We start from the raw sequence: 23,332 nt of genomic DNA on the forward strand, positions 1-23,332 counted from the left end.
CAATTAAAATCATTTTCAGCGAGGGGCGGCACCCTCATGCCCCCATCGCGCCGTCATGTCGCCCTGCGCATCCGGGCCGGGGGGCGTTTGAGGTAAATCGGGCGTGGCCGCATCCTGCGTATCCACATCAAGCTCGCGCAGCCTGCGGCTGACAAGCCCGGTGCGGCGGCGGGCCTCGTCAATGGAGGAGGACATGGCGGAGGCATTGCGGGCCAGTTTTTCCAGCACGCCATCCATGCGCAGCATTTCCTGCCGTGTTGCGCCCAGCAGGCGGGCGATGTCATCGGTGCGGCGTTCAAGCGCGAGCGTGACATAGCCAAGGTGAATGGTGCGCAGCATGGCGGGCATCAGCCCCGGTCCCATCACGATCACGCGGTAGGTGCGCCCGATTTCATCAAGCAGGCCGGGAATGCGCGCCACCTCGGCATACAGCCCGTCGGTAGGCAGGTAGAGCACCGCGAATTCCACCGTAACGGGCGGCACGATGTATTTGGTGGCGATCTTGCGGGCCTCAATGCGCAGCGTGGTTTCAAGCGCGCGGCGGGCGGCGCGCTCGGCATCGGGGTTGCAGTCCTCCACGGCCTGCAACAGGCGTTCATAGGCTTCGGTGGGGAATTTGGAATCAATGGCCAGCACCGGCGGCACCGTGGCGCGCACCGGCATGCGCACGGCAAACTCAACCACCTCGCGGCTGTCATCGCGCAAGCGGCGGTTCGTGTCGTAGCTGCCTGCGGGCAGCACGTCGTCAAGGATGGTGCGCAACTGCGCCTCGCCCCAGCCGCCACGGGTCTTGACGTTGGAGAACAGCCGCTTGAGGTCGCCCACCTGCGCGGTCATGGCCGAGACCTCGCCCATCGCCTTCTGCATCGCGCCGATCTGCTCGAGCACGCGCTGGAAGGAGGTCTGCATCTGTTTTTCCACCGCCTCATGCAGCCGCTCATTGACGGCGGCACGCAGCGCGTCGCTGTTGCGCCTGCCCTCTTCCGCCATCTCGCGCAGGGATTCGGACTGGGTCACCCGCATCTCGGACAGGTCGCGACCCATCATGCGGGCAATGCGGTTGAAGGTCTCGGTCAGTTCCTGGTGGCGCTGGTCGAGGCGGTTGGAGAGCGCACGCTCGATCTCGGCCATGCGACCGCGCTGGGCTTCGTTCTCGGCCATGCGGGCGGCGGTCTCGCGCTCCATCATCACGCATAGCCGCCCGAGCAGCTCCGCGTCCTGCCCGGTGCCCATGAAAGACAGCCTGCGCAGCACGATAAACGACATCAGGCACGATATGACGGCGCACAGCAGACCGATCCAGATAACGGGTGACGCGGACAGATCAGCCATGATGCACGGACTTCCCACAATGAAGAACAAACCATGACCGTGCCCTGTCATGTGCCTGATGTAAAGTCATCATGTTTTTTTGGAATATCTGGCAACCGATGATATGCACAAACCGCAACGATCGACATCTCACCTGATTTTCAGGTTCGCGCCGCACCAAAACCCACTAGCGTGCCCCCGGCATGCCGCATTACCGCCCGCTTACGGCACATAGAACCGACCCCAAGGACCCGCCTGCCATGCCCAAGCCAACGCCGACCTGCCCGCAGGGCCAGCCCGCGCGCGGCAGATCCCTGTTCACCAGCCTGTACGCGCAGGTGATCATCGCGGTGGTGGCGGGCATTGCGCTGGGGCATTTCTGCCCGCATGCGGCGGTTACCCTCAAGCCGCTGGGCGATGGCTTCATCCGCCTGGTCAAGATGGTGATCCCGCCGGTGATCTTCCTCACCGTGGTCACCGGGGTCGCGGGCCTGTCCGACCTTGGGCAGGCGGGCCGGCTTGCGGGCAAGGCGATGGTCTATTTCCTCGCCTTCTCGTCGCTTGCGCTGGTGGTGGGCATGATCGTGGCCAACGTGGTGCAGCCGGGCGCGCATATCCACGCAAACCCCGCAACGCTCGATGCGCACGCGGTGGCGGCCTACACGGCAAGGGCGCAAGCGCATTCGTTCAGCGATTTCCTGCTCAACATCATCCCCGATACGGTGGTCAGCGCCTTTGTGTCGGGCGATATCCTGCAGGTGCTGCTCGTTGCCATCCTGTTCAGCATCAGCCTCTCGCGCATGGGCAGCAGGGGCCAGGCCATCCTGACCCTGCTCAAGCAGCTGACGCAGCTCGTGTTTGGCGTGGTGCGGCTGGTCATGTACGCAGCCCCCATCGGCGCGCTGGGTGCGATGGCATTCACCATCGGGCGCTTTGGCATTGGCGCGGTGCTGCACCTTTTCTTTCTGGTGGCCACGTTCTATGCCACGTCGGCCGTGTTCGTGCTGGTCATTCTGGGGGCCGTGGCGCGGTGGAACGGGTTTCGCATCCTGCCACTGCTGCGCTACCTGCGCGAGGAGCTGCTGATCGTGCTGGGTACGAGTTCGTCTGAATCCGCCCTGCCCACCCTCATGACCCGGCTGGAAAACGCAGGCTGCGCCCCCTCCGTGGTCGGGCTTGTGGTGCCGATGGGCTATTCCTTCAATCTTGATGGCACCAACATCTACATGTCGCTCTCGGCGCTGTTCATTGCCCAGGCGACCGACGTGCACCTGGGGCTGGGCCAGCAGCTCAGCCTGCTGCTCGTGGCCATGATCAGCTCCAAGGGGGCGGCGGGCGTTACGGGGGCCGGGTTTGTCACCCTCGCGGCCACGCTGGCGGTGGTGCCCGACGTGCCGGTGGCGGGCATGGGGCTGATCCTGGGCATTGACCGCTTCATGTCCGAATGCCGTTCGCTGACCAACATCATCGGCAACGCGGTGGCGACCATCGTGCTGGCCCGGTGGGAGGGCGCGCTCGACACGCAGCGCCTGGCCGCCGCCCTGTCGGGGCGGATCAGCGATGCGCAGGCCGACATGCCTGTCATGCCAGCCGACGGGCAGCCCCGGCCGACCATTCACTAAGGCCCTGATTTCCTTTTCGTCTCTCCATTCGCGTCCATAGGTTTCATACCATGCCTGTTTTCAAGCCCCAGACCGGCGCACTGACCACCGCGCAGAGAATACGAAGCATTATTGCGGGTTCATCGGGAAATCTGATCGAATATTACGACTGGTACGTCTATGCGGCATTTTCCATGTATTTTGCCCATTCCTTCTTCCCGCCCGGCAACCCGACGAGCGAACTGCTGCGCAGTGCGGCGGTATTTGCCATCGGCTTTCTCATGCGCCCGGTGGGCGGGTGGCTGATGGGGCTCATGGCCGACCGGCATGGCAGGCGGGCGGCGCTCAGCCTGTCGATCATCGCCATGTGCGCGGGTTCGCTCGCCATTGCCCTGTGCCCGACCTATGAGCAGATCGGGCTGGCGGCCCCCTCCGTGCTGCTGTTTGCCCGCCTGTTGCAGGGGCTGAGCCTTGGCGGGGAATATGGCGCGAGTGCCACCTACCTTTCCGAAATCGCGCCGCCGGCCCAGCGCGGGTTCTATGCCAGCTTCCAGTATGTGACACTGGTGATGGGGCAGTTGCTCGCACTCGTGGTGCTGCTGGCACTGCAGTTCGTGCTGCTCAGCCCGGCCCAGCTTGGCGCGTGGGGCTGGCGGGTGCCGTTTGGCATTGGCGCGCTGCTTGCGCTGTCCATTTTATGGTTCCGCCGCGGCATGGCCGAGAGCGAGCAGTTCAGCGCCGCGACAAAAGACAGGAACACGCATGGCGGCCTGCGCGTGCTGCTCCAGCACCCGCGCGAGGTACTGGGCGTGTGCGGCCTGACGCTGGGCGGCACGGTGGCATTCTATACCTTCACCATCTACATGCAGAAATATCTGGTCAACACGGCGGGGCTGGCCAAGGAGCAGTCCACGCTGGTCTCGACCGCATCGCTGTTCGTGTTCGCGCTGATCCAGCCCGCCTTTGGCGCGCTGTCCGACCGGGTGGGCCGCAGGCGGCTGCTGCTGTCCTTTGGCGTGATCGGCTGCCTGGGCACCGTGCCGCTCATGGAGGCCATTTCCACCGTGCACTCACCGCTGGCGGCCTTTGGCCTGGTTACGGCGGCGCTGATCGGCATTTCAGGCTATACGTCGATCAACGCGGTGGTGAAGGCCGAACTTTTTCCCACCCGCGTGCGCGCGCTGGGCGTGGCGCTGCCCTATGCGCTGACCGTATCGGTCTTTGGCGGCACGGCGGAATACGTGGCGCTGTGGTTCAAGCAGATCGGGCATGAGGGGCTGTTCTACTGGTACGTGACCGGCTGCATCGCCTGCTCGCTACTGACCGTGCTGTTCGTGCTGCCCGGCCATGACCGAATCACGCCAGAACACTGACCTTAAAGATAAAAGTTTTGGGTGAAGCTTTTTTCAAAAAGCTTCGGTAGCGCTACCCAGACACGTTCGCCTACGCCCGGCCCGACCTCAATGCACATGCATCAGGTTGCGCAGGAAGCCGGGCAGCAGCATGGCATAGGGGTTCACATGCACCGCCGGGTTGCCCATCGGCCCGGTCACCTGATAGGTGGCCGACAGCACGCCACCATTCTTCTCCGGGCTGAACAGCCAGCCCAGCAGGCCCGGCAGGTGGCCGGGGGCGGCATTGACCGCAAAGGCGGGGATGATGGTGCCATCAAGGTTGAGGGTCTTCTTTTCCAGGTTCACGTCGCCTGACACCGTGGCGCCAAGGGAGGCGTTGCTGACCAGCCCGTCGGAAATATGGATGTTCCCTTCATCCATCTTCACCGGTGCATTGAGCTGCTCGATCTGCATGCCCGGCGCATGCGGCGCACGCAGCCAGCCATAGATCGAGGCATTATTGGCCAGCCTGACCACGGCAGGCACGTTGCGCAGCTTGAACGGCCCCATATGCACCGTGCCCGAGAAGGGGGCGGTGGCCGAACTGTCATCGAACTGCCCGGTAATGTCGGTCACGCCGCCCTGCATCTCGTCGGTCACCTTCATGTCATGCAGCAGGTCGCCAAGGCTTGCCACATGCACGTCGAGCAGGCGGGCATTGCCCTGCTGGGTCAGGTGCGCCTGCGCGGGCACCGGGCCTTCCACCGTCAGCACACCACGGGTCAGGCGCACGCCATTGGTTTCAAGGTGGCTGTGCACGTTGGTCAGCGTATCGGTGGGGCCGTAATACAGGGTGCGGGCATCCACGTTCAGGTCCCACCGACGGCCCGGCGGGCCGTTGACGCGCCCGGTCGCGATTTCGGGCATGTGGTAGCCGCCGCTATCGCCCTGGTGGGCGGCCACCTTGGTCGCCGCCGTGCTGTCGGGCGCGGTCTGGAACGAGACCAGCGGCGAGAGGTCAAGCACCTTCGCCGCCACGTTCACGCCAATGGGGTCGTTCTCGCGCTGCGGCAGCAGCACAGAGGCATTGCCCACCGAGCGCCCGATGCGGAAGCCGCGCAGCACCAGCCGGCGCGTCACCCCGCCCGTGGTCTCGGCATGGCCATCAATCAGCAGGTCGGGGCCTACGGCGCGCATGTTCTCGATACCTGCAATCTGCCCATGGTCGAGGTCAAGCTCGACCGAGGCATTGGCCTCCTGCCCCACCTTCTTGGACCAGATGGGAATGGCCAGCGCCGCGCGATCAAGATCGAGGTCGATATTCACCTGCGCCTTGCCGCCCACGTAGCGGTCGTAATCCACATCAAGCAGGGCGCTGCCCGAGAAATGCTCGCCCATCTCGAATCCGGCCCGCTTTACCCCCTCCGGCGTGACATGGCCCTGCAGGCTGGCACTTTCCACCGCATGGACCATCGGCCCGCTGCGGAAGTCCATGGTGTAGATCACGCTTGAGGGAATGCCCGCCAGCACGCCCGTGCCCTGCAAAAGCAGGCCATTGGTGGTGGCATCGATGCCCAGCGTGCCGTTATCAAGCGGGCGGCCCACCACCACGTTGCCCAGATGCACCTGCGCCAGATCGGTATGGCTGCGCAGGTCGATCTGGTCGAGGCGCACATGCGCATCAAGCGGCAATGCTATGTGCAGCGACACATTGGCCCGCCCCGACGGATGCGTGAACGACATGGGGTGGCGCGAGAGCACGTTGAGCCGGGGCTCGGCCAGCAGCGCCAGCACATCACGCGCATTGCCCAGCAGGGTCACGTTGATGTCGCCCACCTGCACCTTCTTGTTCAGGCCGGTAATGCGCATGGAGCCGGGGCCGACCTCGATCCGCCCCGTGCCCGTGGCATCGACATGCCGCCCCGCAAGGTCGACAAGCTGGTACGCATGGCCGAAATGGATCATGATCTCATCGGGGCCATCAAAGGTCAGGTGGGCATCCATGTCGTGCAGCGGCGGGATGGGGCTGAGCCAGTGCAGTTCCATCGCATCGGCATCAATCGTGCCGCCAAGCGAGGCGAGGTCGAGCCCGCCCCAGCCCTTGTGGCTGCTCAGGCCCATATTGACCTGCAACTGCCGCACATGGCCATGCGGTATGTTTTCGGTCACCCACCGGCGCGCGCCCTTCATGGCGGCGGGCGGCCAGAACTCACCAAGCGTTTCAAACTCCAGCGCCCGCGCATGCGCGCCCACGTCAAGCTGGACATGGGCCGGGTGCAGCAGCGAGGCTGCACTCAGCGCCGCCGTGGCGTTCAGCGTCGGGCCGCTGCCATCATCATCGGCATGGCCCGGTGCGCGCAGGTGCAGCTCGAGGTTGCGCAGTGCCACCTTCAGCGGGCCATCAAACGGCGCGTTGGCCGGTCCCGGCCCCAGCGAGCCGGTCAGGTCGGCCACGCCCTCGCCCACCAGGAACTGTCCGGCCTTGCGCGTGGTGACCTGGCCATTGCCCGCATCAAGGTGCAGCGTGAACTCGCGCGGCATGAGGAAGTCCTGCCCCTGCCCCCCATCACGGAAAGCAACCTGCAACTGCCCGCCCACCGGCAGGTCGAGCGGGGCGACTTCCTTCTGCCCCGGCGCAAAGGCCGCGGGGCTGATGGGGTCGAGCACCAGGGTCCAGTCCACATGGCGGGGACTGGCATGGATGCCCTGCCCATGCAGCACCAGCCGCTCGCCATTGCCTTCCAGCCCGAGGCGGATATCGCCCTCCACCCCTTTCTGCCCGGTATCGTTCACCACTTTCAGCCGGGCATCCGCCTCGCCCAGCCGCCAGTTACGCCCGGTCATGCGATCGGTGAACTGCACATGCGTATCCGACACCACGGCCTGGCGCAGCGCCGTCATGTCGAGGGGGGATGCCTCCTCGGGCTTGTGCGCGGGATAGGGCGTGTCCGGCCCCAGATCGAGGCCGATCTTACCCTCATGGCTGCGCGCAAGCTGCAGCCGCCCATGCGAGACCGACAGTTCAAGAATGCGCACGATGCCATGCGCCAGCGCCGGGGTATCGAGCGTGATACGCCCCCGGCGCAGCGTATCGGCCACGTGGCCATCGCGGCGCGCGATGCGCACATCCTCCACCCAGATCACGAACGGCGCGCGCAACCCCTCATGCATCGCATTCCAGCCCAGCCGCACATGGGCTGCCGACAGGTTGCCAATAATATCCTCATGCCTGCGCCCATGGGCCACGGGCAGCGGCATGAACAGGCGCACCACCGGCGTGACCTCAAGCGGGCCAGCCGACAGGCGCATGGTCAGCACCAGCAAAAGCACGGCGGGCAGCGTAATGCACAGCAGCACCAGCCACACCACCACGCGGCCCGCAGCCAGCACCGCGCGGCGCACGCGGCTCTGGCGTGGCGGCGTGGGACCGGAGGGCGGCGAGGCTTGACCTGCCTGCGTCATGCCGTCCACGCTACGCGCCCGCGCCAATAAGCGTGCATTCCCAGTCTCTTGCCGGACATTTCTCCATGGATCAGCCCATTCCGCCCCTGCCCGCGCCACATCCCTCGTGGCAGGGATGCACATGGCCCCGGCCCGCCGACCCGCGCGCCGCGCGCATCCTGCGCGAGAACCTGTCCGATACCTGCGCGCGCGCGGGCCTGCCCGACCTTACGACCATACCGGGCATCATGCCCATGCTTGATGCGCTGGGGGGCAACAGCCCCTACCTGTCCGACCTGGCGCTGCGCGATACGGAAGCCTTCGCCACCCTTGTGCATGAAGGGGCGGAAGCCTGCGTGCGGCGCATCCTCGCCGCACTCGACGCCCTGCCGCCTGATACAACCCGCGCCGACGTCATGGCCGAACTGCGCGAGGCCAAGCGGCAGGCGGCGCTGGCCATTGCGCTGGCCGATATCGGGGGCGCGTGGTCGCTCGAGCAGGTCACCCTGGCGCTGAGCGAACTGGCCGAGAACGCGCTGAACGCGGCACTCAGGCATCTGCTGCTCCAGGCGCACGAGACCGGGCGCCTGCGCCTGCGTTACCCCGAGACCCCGTGCCGGGGCAGCGGCTTCGTGGTTCTGGCAATGGGGAAGCTGGGCGCGCGGGAACTGAACTACTCCTCGGACATAGACCTGATCATTCTGTATGACCCGGACCGTCACCCCGGCAATGGGGAACTGCGACATACCTTTGTGCGCATGACTAGCGATCTTGTCACGCTTATGGAAGCGCGCGATGCAAATGGTTACGTTTTCCGCATGGACCTGCGGCTGCGCCCCGACCCGAGCGCAACGCCTGCCGCCGTGTCGTTTCCCGCCGCCATACAGTATTACGAGAGCATGGGCCGCACATGGGAACGCGCGGCCATGACCAAGGCGCGGCCCGTGGCGGGCGACATCACGGCGGGGCGCCGTTTCCTCAAGAGCATTCATCCGTTCATCTGGCGCCGCCATCTGGATTTCGCGGTAATTGACGACCTGCATGACATGAAAGCCCGCATCGACCGCCACCGTAACGCAGGCCACGCCAATCTGGACAGCCTGCCCGCCGAGGATATCCGCAACCCCGACACCGCCATGCGCTGGCTTTTGGGCCAGAACGTAAAACTGGGCCAGGGCGGCATCCGCGAGGTGGAATTCGTGGCCCAGGCCCTGCAGCTTGTCTGGGGTGGCAGGAGGCCTGAACTGCGCGACCCCACCACGCTTGGCGCGCTGCGCAGGCTGCGCCGGGCGGGGCTGCTGGCGCGTGAGCAATCCGCAATACTGGCCCGCAACTACCGCATGCTGCGCCAGGCCGAGCACCGGCTGCAGATGCGGCTCGACCACCAGACCCACAGCCTGCCCGACACGGCGGACGGATTCGCGCGCTTCGCCACCTTCATGAACATGGGGCCGCCCGATGAACTGCCCGGCAGCCTGCTTGGAGTCATGCAGCGCTCGCGGCGCATTTTCGACCAGCAGTTTGCCGAAAGCGGCCCCGGGGACATCACCATCGCCCCCGAGGATGCCGATGCCGCCGACCGCCTGCGCGCGCACGGCTTCCCTGCCACCGACATCAATGACGCGCTGGCCATCCTCAACCGGTGGGAGGGCAACCGCCTGCGCGCCCTGCGCTCGGACCGCGCGCGCAAGCTGCTGCGCCGCCTGCTGCCCGGGCTGCTGGCCGAGATCGGCCGCCGCCAGCAGCCGCTGGCCGTGCTGCGCCGCTTCGATGCGCTGCTGGAGCGGCAGTGGGCGGGGGTGCAGTTCCTGTCGCTGCTCGAGCGCAACCCGGCCCTGATCCACCGTATCGTGACCGTGCTGGACTGCGCCCCCTTCCTGGCCGATCACCTGGCCGAGACCCCCTCCGCGCTGGACGGGCTGCTCGACATGGATGCCGGCCCCGGCGCGGTCAGCACGGTAACAGTGCTGGCGCGGCGGCAGGTGGCGGCGGCGCAGTCGGCCGAGCAGGTACTGCCGGTGCTGCGCGGGCTTGTGTGTGGCGAGGAGTTCCGCCTGTCGGTCGCCCGCCTCGAGCACCGCATGAGCGAGGACCGCGCCGCGCGTGCACGCACCGCCATGGCCGAGACGGTCATGCGCGGCCTGCTGCGCGTGGTCAGCGCCGAGCACCGCCAGCGCCACGGCACCGTGCCCGGCGGCGCGGTGGCGGTGGTAGCGCTGGGCAAGGTGGGCTCGCGCGAGATGATGCCCGGATCGGACCTTGACCTGATGGTGGTGTTCGACCACCCCGAGGATGCGGGCGAGAGCGTGGTCAGCGCCAGCGATGGCCCGCGTGCCCGCCCCCTTTCCGCCGGCACCTATTACGTGCGGCTGGCGCATGCCTTTGTCGCGGCGCTGACCGCGCCGGGGCGCGAAGGCCCGCTCTATGAGGTGGACATGCGGCTGCGCCCCTCGGGCTCGAAGGGGCCGGTGGCGGTCTCGCTCTCCGCCTTCCGTCGCTACCATGCCGAATCCGCCTGGACATGGGAGCGCATGGCGCTCACCCGCGCACGCGTGGTGGCAGGCCCGCCCGCGCTTGCGGTCCCGCTGGGGGCCGCCATTGCCACAGCCCTCGACCACGCGCCGCGCACCGCGCAGGCCCGCGCGCAGGTGCTCCATGACGTGCGCCACATGCGCGAACGCCTGGCGCGTGAACGCCCCGCCTCCGGCCCGTGGGACATAAAGCGCCGCCGGGGCGGGCTGATGGATGTGGAATTCGTGGCGCAGGGGCTACAACTTGTAGCCGCCTCGCCCGCCAGCCGCAGCCAGTCCACCCGCACCGCGCTGCTGCGGCTGGCGCGGGCGGGCGAGATCAGCATGGCCGATGCGCGGCTGCTGCGCCGGGCCGATCTGTTCTGGCGGGCATTGCAGGGTCTGATCCGCATCATCTGCGGCCATGACGTGCCCGACACCATTGCCCCCGCAAGCCTCGAGATCCTGACCGGCGAGGTCGGCGCCGCCGATGCGGCCGGGCTGCTCGCCCGCATGGACCGCATGGCCAGTGATGTTGCAAGCGTGTTTGACAGGCTGATCGTGCTCACGGATGCGCCCGATGGCGGGGAAGAAGGACATGGCGGAGGTTCCCCCGCCGCCTGAAGCGTTGCATGATCGCCCCCGTTTCAACCCCGCCGGGGCCAGCATGTGACATGGCCCCCGCACCCGGAGCAACAAGGCAGGTCATGAGCAAGGCTTCCATCCCCTTTCCCGAACCCGGCAGCGCCGTCCCCGATTTTGACATGCCCGCAAGCGGGGGCCGCACGGTCAGCCTCAATGGCGAGAAGGGCCATCCCTTCGTGCTGTATTTCTACCCCAAGGCCAATACATCGGGCTGCACCAAGGAGGCCTGCGAATTCGAGGCCGCCCTTGCTGACCTACAGAAAGACGGCGTGAGCGTGATCGGCGTCTCGCGCGATGGCATGCCCGCCATCGAGAAATTCGCAGCCGACCATGCCCTCACCTTCCCGCTTGCCTCCGACGCGGATGGCAGCGTGACCGAGGCCTATGGCGTGTGGGTGGAAAAATCGATGTATGGCCGCAAATACATGGGCATCGAACGCGCGACCTTCCTTGTCGATGCCACCGGCCACCTGGTGCAGGCATGGCGCAAGGTCAAGGTCACGAACCATGTGGCCACTGTGCGCAAGGCCATTACGGCCATGGCGCTACAGGCTGGCGCAAAAGGTCAGTAATACGGACGCGGCGCGCCATACGGGCCATAGACCACGCCCGGCGGGGGCGGCGGCGGCGGTGCGTAATAGGCCACCGGCGGAGGCGGCGGCGGGGGACGGTAATAGACCGGCGCCGGGGGTGGCGGCGGCGGGCCAAAGGCATCGACCATGGCGCCGCCCACGACACCGCCCACCAGGCCCCCCACCAGCCCGCCGACAAACGCATCGCCCGCGCCACCACGCCCGTGGGCCTGGGCCTGCGGCGCCGCGACTGCCATCGCGGCCAGAAGGGTCAGCCCCGCTGCAATACGCCCCATGTTCTTCATGACCTGTATCCTGATCCTGTCCTGTTCCGGTGGGGCATACCGCCCCGCCAGAACCATTCAGACCCGATGGACATGGCGATTTACGGGCAGGGGCCGCCCTTTTCGTGCCATAAAGCGGACCGGAGCGTTACGGATGGGCCGCGCGCAGTTCCTTCAGCCCTGACGGGATCTCGAACACGCCCGCATCCTGCGGGGTGTGGTTGACCGATGTCGCCTCGACCATGACCTTGCCATCACGGATGACCTCGAGCATCACGCCGTCATCGGTGTAACAGATCTCGCTGGGGCGCTGGTCGGTGTCCTGTGTCTGCCACAGGGCACAGGGCAGGCCCGCCACTTTCGAGACCCCCGTGCGCAGCCACGTGCCCTGCGCGCGCTGGCCCATCTGCACATTGGCGGCACCGGGGGCGGGAATGACGGTCCTGATCTTCTGGTCGGCGTTCACCACCGTCAATGTGCCCGCGTGGTAGTCGGTAATCATGTAGGTGGTGGCATTGGCGGGATCGACGCGCTGCATCATGCGGCTGGCCGACCACCGCATGCGCTGGCTCATGGTCTGGCTCGTGTCGTGCGGGGGGTAGATGGTGTAGGTCACGTCCACATCGGCCTGTGGGGTGACATAGGGGGATGAAGGCTCATCGGCGGCCAGCGCGCTGCCTGCGCCCGCCGCCAGCAGGCAGGCCAGCAGGGCGGCCCGGCCCGGGACTGGGGTAATCCGTGTCACGTCATGCAATCCTTGAAAAAAAACGGGCAGACCGGTCAGCCGCCCTTGTTGTCCCTGGCGGCAGGCGTGCCGGGTGGTGGTGGCGGGTCAACCTTGCGATAGCCCTCGGGCGGCTGGAACATGCTGTCGGGTATGGGGCCATAGACCACTTTCGTCGCCTCCAGCCGGCCTTTCAGCCCGTCGCCATCCACCCCGATCTCCTGCAGCACCACGCCATCATCGGTCACGCAGGCGGTGGCGTTGCCCTGGTCGGTCGTGACATCCCACTGCGTGCAGGCCACACCCGCCACGCTCGACGTGCCCTTGCGCGCAAACGTCATGGACAGGTCAAGCAGGAAGGGGTTGCGGATGCCGTAGCGGGCATCAAGCTGGCTGTACACCTTCTGCGGGTTGATGATGATGGTGACCTGGCGGCTCATGCGGTTGAGAATCGTCTCGCCCATGCCCTGCGGGCTGTCGATTCGCATCAGCCCGCCATTATAGGCGAACCATGTGCGGATGGGCTTGGGCTCGGGCACGCCATCGGGCTGCACGTTATAGTCCACCTGCACGTCGCGGGTGGGGGTCAGCGGCGGATGCACGCCTGCCGCGTCCTGCGCCCGTGCGGCGCACAGGCCCGTGGCGGACAGCGCCGCCGCCACGAGCGCCACCCTGCCCGGCAGCCGCATGCGCCTCATCATCGCGCGCCGCGCCGGGCGGGCCGTTGCATGCTTCATCACATATCCCCTTTCATCTGCGCAGACGGAAGCCCGCATGCACGACCCTGTCAACCGCCTGCACCCTCCGCCCCGCCACGCAGGGCCAGCAGGCCAGCGTGCAGCCGCGCGCCCCCATCGTTGCCCACCCATGCCGCCTGCCCTGCAACCGCGCGGCCCAGCTGGCGCATGTAGTCATCAGCCGGGATCTCGACCCCGCCAAACCCGGCCAGGTGCGCCGTGCCGAACTGCGTATCGAGCAGCGTGAAGCCGCCCAGCCGCAGCCGCGCCACCAGATGCACCAGCGCCACCTTGGAGGCATCGCGCATGCGGCTGAACATGCTCTCGCCAAAAAACGCCTGCCCGAGCACCACGCCATACAGGCCGCCCACCAGACGGCCCTCGTGGCGCACCTCCACGCTATGGGCATGGCCCATGCCATGAAGCTGGCAGAACAGGGTGCGGATGCGCGGGTTGATCCACGTATTCTCGCGCCCCGGGGCGGGTTCCGCGCAGCCATCCATCACGGCGGGAAAGTCATGGTCGGCCGTGACCGCGAAACGCTGCGACAGCACGGTACGCATGAGCCTGCGCGGCACATGGAAGCCGCCATCAAGCGGCAGGATGCCGCGCATTTCGGGGTAGAACCATTCCAGATCATCGGAACGGGCATCGGGCGCCATGGGGAACAGCCCCGCCCTGTAGGCACGCAGCATGAGGTCCGGCGTGATGGGAACCGTCTCTTGACCCGTCATGTTCTTAGGATAACCCTTTCGCACGCAATCATGGGCATGATCGCCCCCGCATGCACCCATCTGGCAGGAGAAACCATCCCCCATGTCCGACACCCGTCCCCGCCTTCTGCTGACCCAGCGCCAGACCCTTCCCGTAATGCAGCGTATTGAACAGAGCTTTAACATATCCGGCGTGCCGGAGCATAAACTCACAACGCGCGAACTGCTTGAGGGTGCCCGCGCCTTCCAGCCGCAGGCGATCCTGACATCCACCGGCCTGCCGCTGCGCCATGACGATGTGGCCCAGTTGCCCGACTGCGTGAAAATCGTGGCCACCGTCAGCGTCGGCACCGACCATCTCGACATTGCGGCCCTGCACGCGCGCGGCATCATCGTGACCAACACACCCGACGTGCTGACCGACTGCAATGCCGACATGGCCATGCTGCTCATGCTTGCCGCGGCCCGCCGGGCGGGCGAATACACCACGCTGATGCGCCAGGGCTGGGGGCGCGGGCTTGCCATGGACGAGATGCTGGGCACGCGCATCAGCGGCAAGCGGCTGGGCATTGTGGGCATGGGGCGCATTGGCCGCGCCGTGGCAAAGCGCGCGCGCGGGTTTGACATGCGGGTGATGTATTCCAACCGCCGCCGCCTGCCCGCCGACCAGGAGGAAGGGGCCACCTATTTCAGCACCGTGACCGACATGCTGCCGCATTGCGACATACTGAGCCTGCACCTGCCTGCATCACCTGAAACCGATGGCATGATCAATGCCGACCTGCTGGGCCGCCTGCCAAAAGGGGCCATTTTCATCAATGCCGCCCGTGGCGCGCTGGTTGATGAGGATGCGCTGATCGCGGCGCTGAAAAGCGGCCAGCTTGCCGCAGCCGGGCTGGATGTGTACCGCAACGAACCCAACCCCGACCCGCGCTTCCTCGAACTGCCCAACGTGTTCCTGACCCCGCATGTGGGCAGCGCCACCACCGAGACACGCAGCGACATGGGCATGCTCGCCCTCGATAACGTGGAGGCCGTGCTGGACGGACGCGCCGCCCTGACGCCGGTCAGCAGCTGACCGGCCCGGTTACGGAGAAGCAGACATGGGCATTGCCGGTATTTTCGTCATCTTCACGCTGCTCGCCATCGGGCTGGACCTGCTTGCCCCCCGCTACGGGGGCATACTGGGCACGCTGCTGAAGTTCTATCTGGGCTTCATGCTGGTGGCGGCGTGCATTGAACTGCGCAACGCCTTCCGCCCAGCCGTGGCGAAAGAGGGGCGCGCGGGGCCGGAGACCACCTGACGCGACCTTTTCCTGAACAAGAGCTTCGAAAGAACGCCGCCTGCGAGAAAAAAGGCGGCGCTCCAGACCGTTTGCCTCAGGCCTCGCGCGCCTGGCTTGCGGCGTGGGCCTTGAGGTCGGCCGCGGTGCGGCGCACTTCGGGCCCGTATTCACGCTCGAGCCGGCGGATGGTGAAATGCGCCTGCGCCACCGCGCGGTAATGCGACAGGAACGCCGCATTGAGCGAGGCGCCACACAACGCACCCGCCACCGGCATCATCTGCAACGCGAATTTGCGCGACAGGCCCAGCCCGTAATGGGTGGCCACCTCGCTGACCAGCATCACCACCGGGCGGCCACGCAGCATGGCGCGGGCGGAGAAGTAGCCAAGCTCGCTTTCCTCTGCCGTGCCCTTCTTGGCGCCAAACGGGAAGGCCCGCAGCGCAAAGACTTCAAGGCAGGCCGCGCGCGAGGCTTCGGTGGAGAGATCCTCGCCATTCTCACGCGCAATGCGGGCAATCTCGCGCATGATGGCCATGGTGGTGAAGCCTACATCCGCCACCAGTCCCGGCAGGCCGGTAAAGCCGCCCACCGCGCCGGACACGGTCACCGCCGCCCTGAGCGCGGGGTCGCGCCACGTGCCACCGGCGCTGGCCTCGGCCGAGACATCATGCGGGCGGTCCATGCCCACCACCGAGAGGTCGAACGCGCGGCGGATGGCCGCCTCCGCCGTAGCCTGCAGCTTGGCCTGCAGCGTGGGGGCCAGCCCCAGCGTGCGCATGCCCAGCATGGCCGCCTGCCCCACGGCGCCGCCCATGAGGTCGGCCAGGCGCACGAGCACGCCCCGCCCGGTCTCGACACGTTCCAGCGCCTGCTGGAGTTCAGTGATACACGCGCTGTCCAGCGTCAGCGGCGCCAGTTCGTTTGCGGAACCTGCACTCATTACAATGCCCTTCGCCTGATCTATCGTACCGCGCGCCAGCCCCGCAGCCGCGCACGGCACGCGGCTGCATGGGGCCAGCTGCTACGCCCATGCGGCAATTGCCACCGTTTCAGCATCATGATGGCATTCTTGCAACGGGCATGAGCATGCCCGCAGCCATGAAACGCGGGGGCCACCTAGCTGTTCCAGCCCCCCATGCGGCACAGATGCGCCCAGTGCGCATCCGATACCGGCACGACGGAAAGGCGCGACTGCCGCACCAGGGCAAGGTCGGCCAGCGCCGGATCGGCCTTGATTTCAGCCAGGGTCACGGCACGCGGCATGGGGCCGATGGCGCGCACGTCCACGCACACCCACCGGCCATCTTCCGCCGTGGGGTCGGGATAGGCCTCCCGCACGACTTCAACCACGCCCACGATCTCGCGGCCCACGTTGGAGTGATAGAAGAACGCCCTGTCACCCACCTGCATGGCGGCGAGGTTCTTCTTTGCCTGGTGGTTGCGCACGCCGGTCCAGGGTTCGGTGCCGTTTTCCACCTGCTCGGCCCATGAAAACGCATCCGGCTCGGACTTGATCAGCCAGTAGGCCATGGCCGTTTCCTACTCCACCCGCAGCCCATCACGAAAAACTGAACGGAACGGACGGATCACCACGCTCTCGAACAGGCCCACCTGGGCATAGGGGTCCTGAGCCGCGAATCCCTCGGCCGCTGCGCGGTCGGGCATGTCCGCCACCAGCAGGCTGCCGCAGGGGCGGTTTTCCGCGTCCAGCAGCGGTCCGCCATGCACGAGGTGCGGCCGGTGCTGCTCAAGGTAGGCAAGGTGGCGCTCACGGGTTGCCTTGCGGGTTTCGAGGCTGCCGGGCTTGTCGGTGCAGATGATGGCAAACAGCATGTTTTATCCTCCTGTGGGCCGACTGTCCCATGATTGGGACAGGACTGGCCGTGTCTTTTTTAACGCGATAGTGTAGAGCAACAAAACGTCAGCCCCCACCCACCCGTGGTGATGGCGCGGATTTCTTGACCGTTTTCATTGCAGGGACAGGTGCCCCCGGCACGGATGGATCAACCTTGAACGCAACGCAGAGCCTTACCGCGCGAACCGGTAACCTTTTTCACCGTTATGCCAACCCTGGCCGTTTCCTGCGCATGGGGGCAAAGCTGCAGCCGTGGCTGACATGGCCCGCCCTTGTGCTGTCGGTTGCCGGAATCGTGTGGGGGCTGTTCTTCTCCCCCGCTGACTGGCAGCAGGGCGACAGCGTGCGCATCATGTACGTGCATGTGCCCACTGCATGGCTGGCATCATCAGGTTATATGGGCCTGGCGGTGTGCTCGCTGCTCTCGCTGGTGTGGCGCCATCCGCTGGCCGACCTTGCGGCGGTGGAAATCGGGCCGGTGGGCGCATCGATTACCGCCGTGTGCCTGGCCACCGGCTCGCTGTGGGGCAAGCCGATGTGGGGCACGTGGTGGGTGTGGGATGCGCGGCTGACCTCGGTGCTGGTGCTGTTCTTCCTGTATCTGGGCCATATCGCGCTCATCCGCGCGTTTGACGAGCCGCAGCGCGGCTACCGCGCCGCCGCCATCCTTGGCCTTGCGGGCGCGGTTGACCTGCCCATCATCAAGTTCAGCGTGCAGTGGTGGAATACCCTGCACCAGCCCGACAGCATTACGGTGACCGGCGCGCCCACCATGTCCACCTCCATGCTGTGGCCGCTGGGCCTGACCACGCTGGGCTTTACGCTCGGCTTCGCCGCCATCGTGCTCGCCCGCCTGCGCGCCTCGGTCATGGAAAGCCGCGTGCGCACCATCCTTGCCGCCAACCGGGGCCGCCAGTCCGCTGCCGCCGCCCCCCAGCCCGATCGTGCCACCCCATGACCCACCTGCCCTATATCGTGGCCGCCTATGGCCTGACCCTTGGCGTCGCCGCCATCCTGTCGGTCAATGCCACGCTGCGCCTGCGCCAGGCCCGCAGGCGGCTTGCCGCCATTGAACAGCCCCGGACACGCCAGCCCTCATGACCCGCAAGAGCAGACGCCTGTGGCTGGTGGTGGCGTGCATGATCGGGCTGGGCTCGGCAGCCGCCCTTACGCTCAATGCCTTTTCCTCCAATATCGTGTTCTTCATGGCGCCCTCGCAGGTGCACAGCAAGCCGCCACCGGCTGACCGCACCATCCGCCTTGGCGGCATGGTTGTGGCGGGCAGCGTGCACCAGGAGAAGGTGAAGGACGCCCCGGTCGCCATATTTGACGTAACCGACGGGCAGGCCGCCGTGACCGTGCGCTACGAGGGCATCCTGCCCGACCTGTTCCGCGAGGGGCAGAGCGTGGTGGCCGTGGGCACCGTCAACCCTGATGGCACCTTCCGCGCCAGCGAGGTGCTGGCCAAGCATGACGAAACCTACATGCCCAAGGAAGTGGCCGAGGAACTGCGCCGCAGCGGCAAGTGGGACCCGCGCTTCGGCAAGGCCCCCGATGCCGCAAGCTGGAACACCATGACCGCCGCAGACAATGCGAAAAAACCGGCCACCCAGACGCCTTAACGGAAACTGACATCCGACCATGAACCCGGAACTTGGAAATTTTGCGCTGGCGCTGGCATGCTGCATGGCCGCCGGACAGGCGATCCTGCCCCTGATTGGCGCAAGCCGCCGCGACGCGCGGCTGATGGCGCTGGCCCCCGCGCTGGCGGTGGGGCAGATGATCGCGCTCATCACCTCATTCGCCTGCCTGATCCATGCCGCCATCACCAATGACTTTTCGGTGCAGAACGTGGCGGCCAACAGCGCGGTCAGCAAGCCGCTGCTGTACAAGATCACCGGCGTATGGGGCAACCATGAGGGCTCGGTGCTGCTGTGGGCGATGATCCTGTCCATCTGCGGCGGTGCCGTGGCGCTGTTTGGCCGCAACCTGCCCTCCGCCCTGCAGGCGCGCGTGATTGCGGTGCTGGGCGGTGTTGCGGCAGGGTTCGAGCTGTTCTGCCTGACCACATCCAACCCGTTTGCCCGCGTGTGGCCAGCACCGATGGACGGCCAGGGCATGAACCCCCTGCTGCAGGACCCCGGCCTCGCCTTTCACCCGCCCATTCTCTACACCGGCTATGTCGGCTTTGCCGTGCCCTTCGCCTTTGCCATCGCCGCCCTCATCGAAGGCCGGGTGGACGCCGCATGGGGCCGCTGGGTGCGCCCGTGGGCCGTGGCGGCGTGGTGCTTCCTGACCTGCGGCATCGCCATGGGGTCGTGGTGGTCGTATTACGTGCTGGGCTGGGGCGGCTACTGGTTCTGGGACCCGGTGGAGAACGCATCCCTCATTCCGTGGCTGACGGGCACGGCGCTGGTGCATTCGGCCATTGTGGTGGAAAAGCGCGAGGCGCTGAAGATCTGGACCGTGCTGCTGGCCATCGGCACGTTCTCGTTCTCGCTCTCGGGCACGTTCCTCGTGCGTTCGGGCATTCTCAACTCGGTGCATGCCTTCGCCAATGACCCCGCGCGTGGCGTGTTCATCCTTGGCCTGCTCGCCCTTGTCATTGGCGGCTCGCTGCTTCTGTTCGCCATCCGCGCCCCGCAGCTGACCACGGGCGGGCTGTTTGCCCCCGTCTCGCGCGAAGGGCTGCTGGTGCTCAACAACATCCTGCTGTGCTCGATCTGCGCCGTGGTGCTGACGGGCACGATGTACCCGCCCTTCATGTCGCTGCTGTTTGGCAAGACCATCTCGGTCGGCAAGCCGTTCTTTGATGCGACAACCATCCCGCTGGCCATTCCGCTCATGGTGTTCATGGGCTTCGGCCCCATGATGCCGTGGAAGCGCGCGCAGATGTGGCCGGTGCTGCGCCGCCTGTGGTGGGCGGCGTGCGTAACAGCAGTGGCGCTTGTCGTTGCCACCTTCCAGATGCGCGACATCCTGCCGGTGCTGGCTACCGCCACCGCCGTGTGGGTGATCTGCTCGAGTGTTGCTGACATTGCCGAGCGCCTGCGCCTGTTCCGCCAGCCTCTCGGCCAGAGCTGGCAGCGTGCGCGCAGCCTGCCGCGCGCAGTGTTTGGCGCGGCCCTGGCCCATGCGGGCGTGGGCATTGTGGTGCTGGGCATTGCCGGCATGTCGCAGGCGGCACACCGGATTGTGGAAGTGCATGTGGGCCAGAGCGAGATGCTGGCGGGCGATAGCTGGACCCTGACCGACGTAAAGCCTGCCGAAGGCCCGAACTACACCGCGCTGGTGGCCACCATTGAAGTGCGCCACAACGGCAGGCTGATCACCACGCTGCACCCCTCCAAGCGCACATTCGCCAGCCAGCACCAGACCACGACGGAGGTGGCGATCCACACCAACCTCATGGCCGACATCTATGGCGTGCTGGGCGACAAGCATGGCGATGACGCCAACCCGACCTATGTGCTGCGCCTGCACTACAACCCGCTGGCGCCGTGGATGTGGCTGGGCGGGCTGATCATGGCCCTTGGCGGCGCGCTTTCCCTGTCCGACCGGCGCGTGCGCGTGGGCGCGCCACGCCGGGCCAAAACCGTTGATGTGGTGGTGGTACAATGAGCGCGCAGCCTTCTTCCCCCACGCGCCGCCGCCTGCTCATGGCGGCCCCGCTGGTTGTGGCGGGCGGGGTTGGCGTGGGCTTCTGGCGCATGCTCTCGGGCATGACAAAAGGCTCGTTCGACCCGCATGACATCCATGCCCCGGCCCTCAACCGCCCCGTGCCCGATTTCGCGCTGCCCGACCAGGCACCCGGCACCGGCTTTTCGGCCGCCGACCTGCGGGGGCTGAAGGCGCCGGTGCTGGTGAACTATTTCGCCTCGTGGTGCATTCCCTGCGTGGCCGAGATGCCGGTGCTCAACGCGCTGAAGGACAGGCTGCCGATCTGGGGCATTGCCTACAAGGACAAGCCCGAGCATGCGCTGGGCTTCGTGCAGCGCGCGGGCAACCCCTATGCCCGCATCGCTGCCGACCATGACGGGCTGGCCGCAATTGACTGGGGCGTGTCCGGCGTGCCGGAAACCTTCCTGATCGGGCCGGGCGGGATCATCCGCTGGCACACCGCCTCCCCCATTACCGAGGCCATGATCACCAATACCATCATGCCGCTGGCGGACAGCCTCAAACCATGAAGACACATCCCCTACGCCGTGGCGGCCTGATTGCCCTGCTGGCCTGCCTGTTCTTCGCGCCGCTGGTGGCGCTGGCGGTGGATGATCCGTCGGAAATGCTGCCCGACCCGGCGCAGGAGCAGCGTGCCGAGGCCATTGGCGCGCAGTTGCGCTGCCTCGTGTGCCAGAACGAATCGATCGAGGACAGCAGCGCCGATCTGGCCCGCGACCTGCGCCACGTGGTGCGCGAGCATGTGGCCAAGGGCGAGAGCAACCAGCAGATCATGGACTGGATGGTCAACCGCTACGGCAACTTCATCCGGCTCAAGCCGCCCTTTACCATCGGCACGCTGCTTTTGTGGGTCATGCCGCTGCTGGCACTGTGCATTGGCATCGGCATTGCGTGGTGGACCTTCCGCCGCCCGCGCGCGCCCACGCCGCCGCCACTTTCGGATGAAGAGCGCCGCCGCCTGTCCGACCTGACCGAAACACGCTGAGATTGATATGATCTGGATTGGTATCTGCCTGCTTGGCGTGATCGCGCTTGTGCCCGCACTCCTGTCGTTCCGCCGCACCACGTTGCTGCGTGACGAGCGTGAAAGCGCGCTGGTGCTGCATCAGGCCCAGCTGGCCGAACTCGAGCGCGACCTGGCCGAAGGCATGATCGCACCCACCGAGCATGACAGCGCGCGGCTGGAAATCCAGCGCCGCGTGCTCGGCGCTGACATGCTGCCTGCCTTCATCGCCCGCAAGGGCGCCTCGACCGGGGCGATTGCAGCCGCCCTTGTAGGCCTGCCGGTTGCGGCCATTGCACTGTACATGACCGTGGGCCACCCCGGCCTGCCTGCCCAGCCGCTGGCCCCGCGCCTTGTGGCGCTGCAGAAGGAAGACCACCGCAACGATGCGCTGATCGACCGCCTGCGCGACCAGCTCAGGCAGATCCCGCCGGGGGATCCGAGCCTGTTCCAGGGTTACGTGCTGCTTGGCCAGGCCGAGGCCGGGCGCGACCATTACGCCGCCGCCGCCCAGGCCTGGCGCAGCGCCATTGAGCAGCGCTTCGACCCCGAGGTGGCAGCCCGCGCGGCTGAAGCGCAGATGATGGCCGATGATGGCCATATCTCGCCCGAGACCGCCGACCTGTACCGCCGCGCACTTGATGCCGCCCCGCCTGATGCCCCGTGGCGCATGACGGTGCAGCAGCGCATTGCCCAGTCGGAACATCAGTAACCGGTCCATCAATAACGCGCTATTGCGGCCTGACGGGGGCTTTTACGCTTGCAAGCCCCCCATGCCGGGCGGAAAGTGATGGGCATGAGCAAGGATACATCCCCCTCCCCCGCCCCTGCAGCCGATACCGCGCAGGATGAAGCGGCCAAGGAAGCCGCATTGCTGAAACAGCCTGCCGAGGCCGATGAAGTGGGTGGCCCCAAGGGGCCGGAACCCACCCGCTACGGCGACTGGACGGTCAAGGGCCGCTGCGTGGATTTCTGATCCCGCTGCCCATCCCCTTAAAATGCCTTAAGAAATAATAGAAGTTTTGGGGTGCCGCCTTTTTTCAAAAAGGCGGCGTCTTTCGAAGCTTTTTGAAAAAAGCTTCACCCAAAATTTTCGCTCAGAGTTCGTTGGGCAGCGGGCCACGCCCGAAGGATGTCTGCCGCGCGCGGTGCCCCGGCGGCGGCACGTTGCACGAGATCAGGTAGATCCCGGCCACGAACACAAGTTGCGAGAGCGAATTGAACCACAGCGCGAGTTCATATACCGCATCCGCCGTCACGGCCTGATAGAGCGCATAGGCTGCAAACGGAATGGAAATGGGCCGCATGCCCGCCAGCATGATGCGAAAGGGGTTCTGGTAGCCCGGCCGCACCATGGCCCGCATGCGGTGGATGCCGATGTAGAAAATCACCTCGAAAAACCAGCCCAGCACATTGGTAATGAGGTTGTTGATCGTCATGCCATCGAGCACCAGCAGGGCGGAAATGGAGGCGGCGGAGAGCACGATCGAGCCGACCTGAAAGCTCATGCCCACGTCCATCGCCGTCAGGCGGTCGGGCAGCGCATCGGCAACAGGCTGGAAAATCCGGTCCAGCAGCCAGGCGTCGAACTGATTGACGCGTTCACCAAATGACATGACAGCTCCCAGCCTTCTC

The 23,332-nt window shown here is 66.4% G+C and carries 24 protein-coding genes; 14 read left to right on the forward strand and 10 right to left on the reverse strand.

All coding sequences use genetic code 11. The annotated features are described in order from the left end of the window. Positions 1–15 precede the first annotated feature (15 nt). Entirely contained in the window at positions 16–1,332 is a 1,317-nt protein-coding gene (locus DV027_RS02215; RefSeq protein WP_130730327.1) for a DNA recombination protein RmuC, read from the reverse strand. 239 nt (positions 1,333–1,571) lie between these two features. Between DV027_RS02215 and dctA the strand changes: the two genes are divergently transcribed. Further along, entirely contained in the window at positions 1,572–2,933 is a 1,362-nt protein-coding gene (gene dctA / locus DV027_RS02220) for a C4-dicarboxylate transporter DctA (RefSeq protein ID WP_130730328.1), read from the forward strand. A 50-nt stretch (positions 2,934–2,983) separates the two neighbouring features. Continuing rightward, the gene (locus tag DV027_RS02225; protein ID WP_130730329.1) at positions 2,984–4,285 is read left to right on the forward strand and encodes an MFS transporter; all 1,302 of its coding nucleotides are present in this window, start codon (positions 2,984–2,986) and stop codon (positions 4,283–4,285) included. 87 nt (positions 4,286–4,372) lie between these two features. On the opposite strand, the gene DV027_RS02230 is transcribed toward DV027_RS02225, so the two are convergent. Beyond that, a complete protein-coding gene (locus tag DV027_RS02230; protein WP_130730422.1) occupies positions 4,373–7,708 on the reverse strand; it encodes an AsmA-like C-terminal region-containing protein in 3,336 nt (1,111 codons plus the stop codon). Positions 7,709–7,773: 65 nt separating this feature from the next. Between DV027_RS02230 and DV027_RS02235 the strand changes: the two genes are divergently transcribed. Together DV027_RS02235 and DV027_RS02240 are read left to right on the forward strand one after the other, a co-directional pair. Next, positions 7,774–10,821: a bifunctional [glutamine synthetase] adenylyltransferase/[glutamine synthetase]-adenylyl-L-tyrosine phosphorylase gene (locus DV027_RS02235; RefSeq protein WP_207303397.1), complete on the forward strand. Its 3,048-nt coding sequence runs from the start codon at positions 7,774–7,776 to the stop codon at positions 10,819–10,821. 83 nt (positions 10,822–10,904) lie between these two features. After that, on the forward strand, positions 10,905–11,414 hold the full coding sequence (locus DV027_RS02240) for a peroxiredoxin (protein WP_130730331.1): 510 nt from the start codon (positions 10,905–10,907) through the stop codon (positions 11,412–11,414). On the opposite strand, the gene DV027_RS02245 is transcribed toward DV027_RS02240, so the two are convergent. The 4 genes from DV027_RS02245 to aat all read right to left on the reverse strand — a co-directional run bounded on the left by DV027_RS02245 (position 11,408) and on the right by aat (position 13,893). Further along, positions 11,408–11,719 carry a hypothetical protein gene (locus tag DV027_RS02245; protein ID WP_130730332.1) on the reverse strand — a complete coding sequence of 104 codons (312 nt, stop codon included), beginning with the start codon at positions 11,717–11,719 and terminating at the stop codon, positions 11,408–11,410. The two genes, DV027_RS02240 and DV027_RS02245, sit on opposite strands and share 7 nt — an antisense overlap. 127 nt (positions 11,720–11,846) lie before the next feature. After that, the gene (locus tag DV027_RS02250; protein WP_130730333.1) at positions 11,847–12,443 is read right to left on the reverse strand and encodes a DUF4412 domain-containing protein; all 597 of its coding nucleotides are present in this window, start codon (positions 12,441–12,443) and stop codon (positions 11,847–11,849) included. A 35-nt stretch (positions 12,444–12,478) separates the two neighbouring features. Beyond that, complete coding sequence (locus DV027_RS02255) at positions 12,479–13,111, reverse strand: DUF4412 domain-containing protein (RefSeq protein WP_242621702.1); 633 nt, start codon at positions 13,109–13,111, stop codon at positions 12,479–12,481. A 98-nt stretch (positions 13,112–13,209) separates the two neighbouring features. Then, on the reverse strand, positions 13,210–13,893 hold the full coding sequence (aat, locus tag DV027_RS02260; RefSeq protein WP_130730335.1) for a leucyl/phenylalanyl-tRNA--protein transferase: 684 nt from the start codon (positions 13,891–13,893) through the stop codon (positions 13,210–13,212). 82 nt (positions 13,894–13,975) lie between these two features. Here aat and DV027_RS02265 point away from each other — a divergent pair, with 82 nt between their 5' ends. Together DV027_RS02265 and DV027_RS02270 are read left to right on the forward strand one after the other, a co-directional pair. Then, positions 13,976–14,950: a 2-hydroxyacid dehydrogenase gene (locus DV027_RS02265; protein ID WP_130730336.1), complete on the forward strand. Its 975-nt coding sequence runs from the start codon at positions 13,976–13,978 to the stop codon at positions 14,948–14,950. Between the two features lie 25 nt (positions 14,951–14,975). Further along, positions 14,976–15,176 (forward strand): hypothetical protein, encoded by a 201-nt coding sequence (locus tag DV027_RS02270; protein WP_130730337.1) that lies wholly within the window; start codon positions 14,976–14,978, stop codon positions 15,174–15,176. Positions 15,177–15,252: 76 nt separating this feature from the next. Here DV027_RS02270 and DV027_RS02275 read toward each other — a convergent pair whose 3' ends face one another. The 3 genes from DV027_RS02275 to DV027_RS02285 form a co-directional block, all read right to left on the reverse strand. Then, positions 15,253–16,098 carry an EcsC family protein gene (locus DV027_RS02275; RefSeq protein WP_130730338.1) on the reverse strand — a complete coding sequence of 282 codons (846 nt, stop codon included), beginning with the start codon at positions 16,096–16,098 and terminating at the stop codon, positions 15,253–15,255. Positions 16,099–16,274: 176 nt separating this feature from the next. Further along, a complete protein-coding gene (locus DV027_RS02280; protein WP_130730339.1) occupies positions 16,275–16,688 on the reverse strand; it encodes an EVE domain-containing protein in 414 nt (137 codons plus the stop codon). Between the two features lie 9 nt (positions 16,689–16,697). Next, on the reverse strand, positions 16,698–16,991 hold the full coding sequence (locus DV027_RS02285) for a YciI family protein (protein ID WP_130730340.1): 294 nt from the start codon (positions 16,989–16,991) through the stop codon (positions 16,698–16,700). Positions 16,992–17,167: 176 nt separating this feature from the next. Between DV027_RS02285 and DV027_RS02290 the strand changes: the two genes are divergently transcribed. From DV027_RS02290 to DV027_RS02325, 8 genes are all read left to right on the forward strand, one after another. Continuing rightward, entirely contained in the window at positions 17,168–17,971 is an 804-nt protein-coding gene (locus tag DV027_RS02290; protein WP_130730341.1) for a heme ABC transporter permease, read from the forward strand. Further along, positions 17,968–18,114, forward strand: a complete 147-nt coding sequence (gene ccmD, locus DV027_RS02295) for a heme exporter protein CcmD (RefSeq protein ID WP_078524585.1) — start codon at positions 17,968–17,970, stop codon at positions 18,112–18,114. The genes DV027_RS02290 and ccmD overlap by 4 nt, the downstream gene beginning before the upstream one ends. Further along, positions 18,111–18,635: a cytochrome c maturation protein CcmE gene (gene ccmE / locus DV027_RS02300; protein WP_110567173.1), complete on the forward strand. Its 525-nt coding sequence runs from the start codon at positions 18,111–18,113 to the stop codon at positions 18,633–18,635. Before ccmD ends, ccmE begins: the two co-directional genes overlap by 4 nt. 19 nt (positions 18,636–18,654) lie before the next feature. Further along, positions 18,655–20,634, forward strand: a complete 1,980-nt coding sequence (locus DV027_RS02305) for a heme lyase CcmF/NrfE family subunit (protein ID WP_130730342.1) — start codon at positions 18,655–18,657, stop codon at positions 20,632–20,634. Beyond that, positions 20,631–21,203 carry a DsbE family thiol:disulfide interchange protein gene (locus tag DV027_RS02310; RefSeq protein ID WP_130730343.1) on the forward strand — a complete coding sequence of 191 codons (573 nt, stop codon included), beginning with the start codon at positions 20,631–20,633 and terminating at the stop codon, positions 21,201–21,203. The genes DV027_RS02305 and DV027_RS02310 overlap by 4 nt, the downstream gene beginning before the upstream one ends. After that, complete coding sequence (locus tag DV027_RS02315; protein WP_130730344.1) at positions 21,200–21,679, forward strand: cytochrome c-type biogenesis protein; 480 nt, start codon at positions 21,200–21,202, stop codon at positions 21,677–21,679. The genes DV027_RS02310 and DV027_RS02315 overlap by 4 nt, the downstream gene beginning before the upstream one ends. Positions 21,680–21,686: 7 nt before the next feature. Continuing rightward, a complete protein-coding gene (gene ccmI, locus DV027_RS02320) occupies positions 21,687–22,409 on the forward strand; it encodes a c-type cytochrome biogenesis protein CcmI (RefSeq protein WP_130730345.1) in 723 nt (240 codons plus the stop codon). Positions 22,410–22,493: 84 nt separating this feature from the next. Continuing rightward, positions 22,494–22,673, forward strand: coding sequence for a DUF1674 domain-containing protein (locus tag DV027_RS02325; RefSeq protein WP_130730346.1), 180 nt, complete (start codon positions 22,494–22,496; stop codon positions 22,671–22,673). 121 nt (positions 22,674–22,794) lie between these two features. Here the strand turns inward: DV027_RS02325 and DV027_RS02330 are convergent, their stop codons facing one another. After that, positions 22,795–23,313 carry a hypothetical protein gene (locus tag DV027_RS02330; protein ID WP_130730347.1) on the reverse strand — a complete coding sequence of 173 codons (519 nt, stop codon included), beginning with the start codon at positions 23,311–23,313 and terminating at the stop codon, positions 22,795–22,797. Positions 23,314–23,332: the final 19 nt, after the last annotated feature.

Source organism: Komagataeibacter xylinus, from assembly GCF_004302915.1.
Classification (GTDB): Bacteria; Pseudomonadota; Alphaproteobacteria; order Acetobacterales; family Acetobacteraceae; genus Komagataeibacter; species Komagataeibacter xylinus_C.

What these genes read in the sequence shown, in the direction of transcription:
- DV027_RS02215 (WP_130730327.1), bottom strand. Translation starts at nt 1,332, where the DNA reads ATGGCTGATCTGTCCGCGTCACCCGTTATCTGGATCGGTCTGCTGTGC.
- dctA (WP_130730328.1), top strand. Translation starts at nt 1,572, where the DNA reads ATGCCCAAGCCAACGCCGACCTGCCCGCAGGGCCAGCCCGCGCGCGGC.
- DV027_RS02225 (WP_130730329.1), top strand. Translation starts at nt 2,984, where the DNA reads ATGCCTGTTTTCAAGCCCCAGACCGGCGCACTGACCACCGCGCAGAGA.
- DV027_RS02230 (WP_130730422.1), bottom strand. Translation starts at nt 7,708, where the DNA reads ATGACGCAGGCAGGTCAAGCCTCGCCGCCCTCCGGTCCCACGCCGCCA.
- DV027_RS02235 (WP_207303397.1), top strand. Translation starts at nt 7,774, where the DNA reads ATGGATCAGCCCATTCCGCCCCTGCCCGCGCCACATCCCTCGTGGCAG.
- DV027_RS02240 (WP_130730331.1), top strand. Translation starts at nt 10,905, where the DNA reads ATGAGCAAGGCTTCCATCCCCTTTCCCGAACCCGGCAGCGCCGTCCCC.
- DV027_RS02245 (WP_130730332.1), bottom strand. Translation starts at nt 11,719, where the DNA reads ATGAAGAACATGGGGCGTATTGCAGCGGGGCTGACCCTTCTGGCCGCG.
- DV027_RS02255 (WP_242621702.1), bottom strand. Translation starts at nt 13,111, where the DNA reads ATGCGGCTGCCGGGCAGGGTGGCGCTCGTGGCGGCGGCGCTGTCCGCC.
- aat (WP_130730335.1), bottom strand. Translation starts at nt 13,893, where the DNA reads ATGACGGGTCAAGAGACGGTTCCCATCACGCCGGACCTCATGCTGCGT.
- DV027_RS02265 (WP_130730336.1), top strand. Translation starts at nt 13,976, where the DNA reads ATGTCCGACACCCGTCCCCGCCTTCTGCTGACCCAGCGCCAGACCCTT.
- DV027_RS02270 (WP_130730337.1), top strand. Translation starts at nt 14,976, where the DNA reads ATGGGCATTGCCGGTATTTTCGTCATCTTCACGCTGCTCGCCATCGGG.
- DV027_RS02275 (WP_130730338.1), bottom strand. Translation starts at nt 16,098, where the DNA reads ATGAGTGCAGGTTCCGCAAACGAACTGGCGCCGCTGACGCTGGACAGC.
- DV027_RS02280 (WP_130730339.1), bottom strand. Translation starts at nt 16,688, where the DNA reads ATGGCCTACTGGCTGATCAAGTCCGAGCCGGATGCGTTTTCATGGGCC.
- DV027_RS02285 (WP_130730340.1), bottom strand. Translation starts at nt 16,991, where the DNA reads ATGCTGTTTGCCATCATCTGCACCGACAAGCCCGGCAGCCTCGAAACC.
- ccmD (WP_078524585.1), top strand. Translation starts at nt 17,968, where the DNA reads ATGACCCACCTGCCCTATATCGTGGCCGCCTATGGCCTGACCCTTGGC.
- ccmE (WP_110567173.1), top strand. Translation starts at nt 18,111, where the DNA reads ATGACCCGCAAGAGCAGACGCCTGTGGCTGGTGGTGGCGTGCATGATC.
- DV027_RS02305 (WP_130730342.1), top strand. Translation starts at nt 18,655, where the DNA reads ATGAACCCGGAACTTGGAAATTTTGCGCTGGCGCTGGCATGCTGCATG.
- DV027_RS02310 (WP_130730343.1), top strand. Translation starts at nt 20,631, where the DNA reads ATGAGCGCGCAGCCTTCTTCCCCCACGCGCCGCCGCCTGCTCATGGCG.
- DV027_RS02315 (WP_130730344.1), top strand. Translation starts at nt 21,200, where the DNA reads ATGAAGACACATCCCCTACGCCGTGGCGGCCTGATTGCCCTGCTGGCC.
- ccmI (WP_130730345.1), top strand. Translation starts at nt 21,687, where the DNA reads ATGATCTGGATTGGTATCTGCCTGCTTGGCGTGATCGCGCTTGTGCCC.
- DV027_RS02325 (WP_130730346.1), top strand. Translation starts at nt 22,494, where the DNA reads ATGAGCAAGGATACATCCCCCTCCCCCGCCCCTGCAGCCGATACCGCG.
- DV027_RS02330 (WP_130730347.1), bottom strand. Translation starts at nt 23,313, where the DNA reads ATGTCATTTGGTGAACGCGTCAATCAGTTCGACGCCTGGCTGCTGGAC.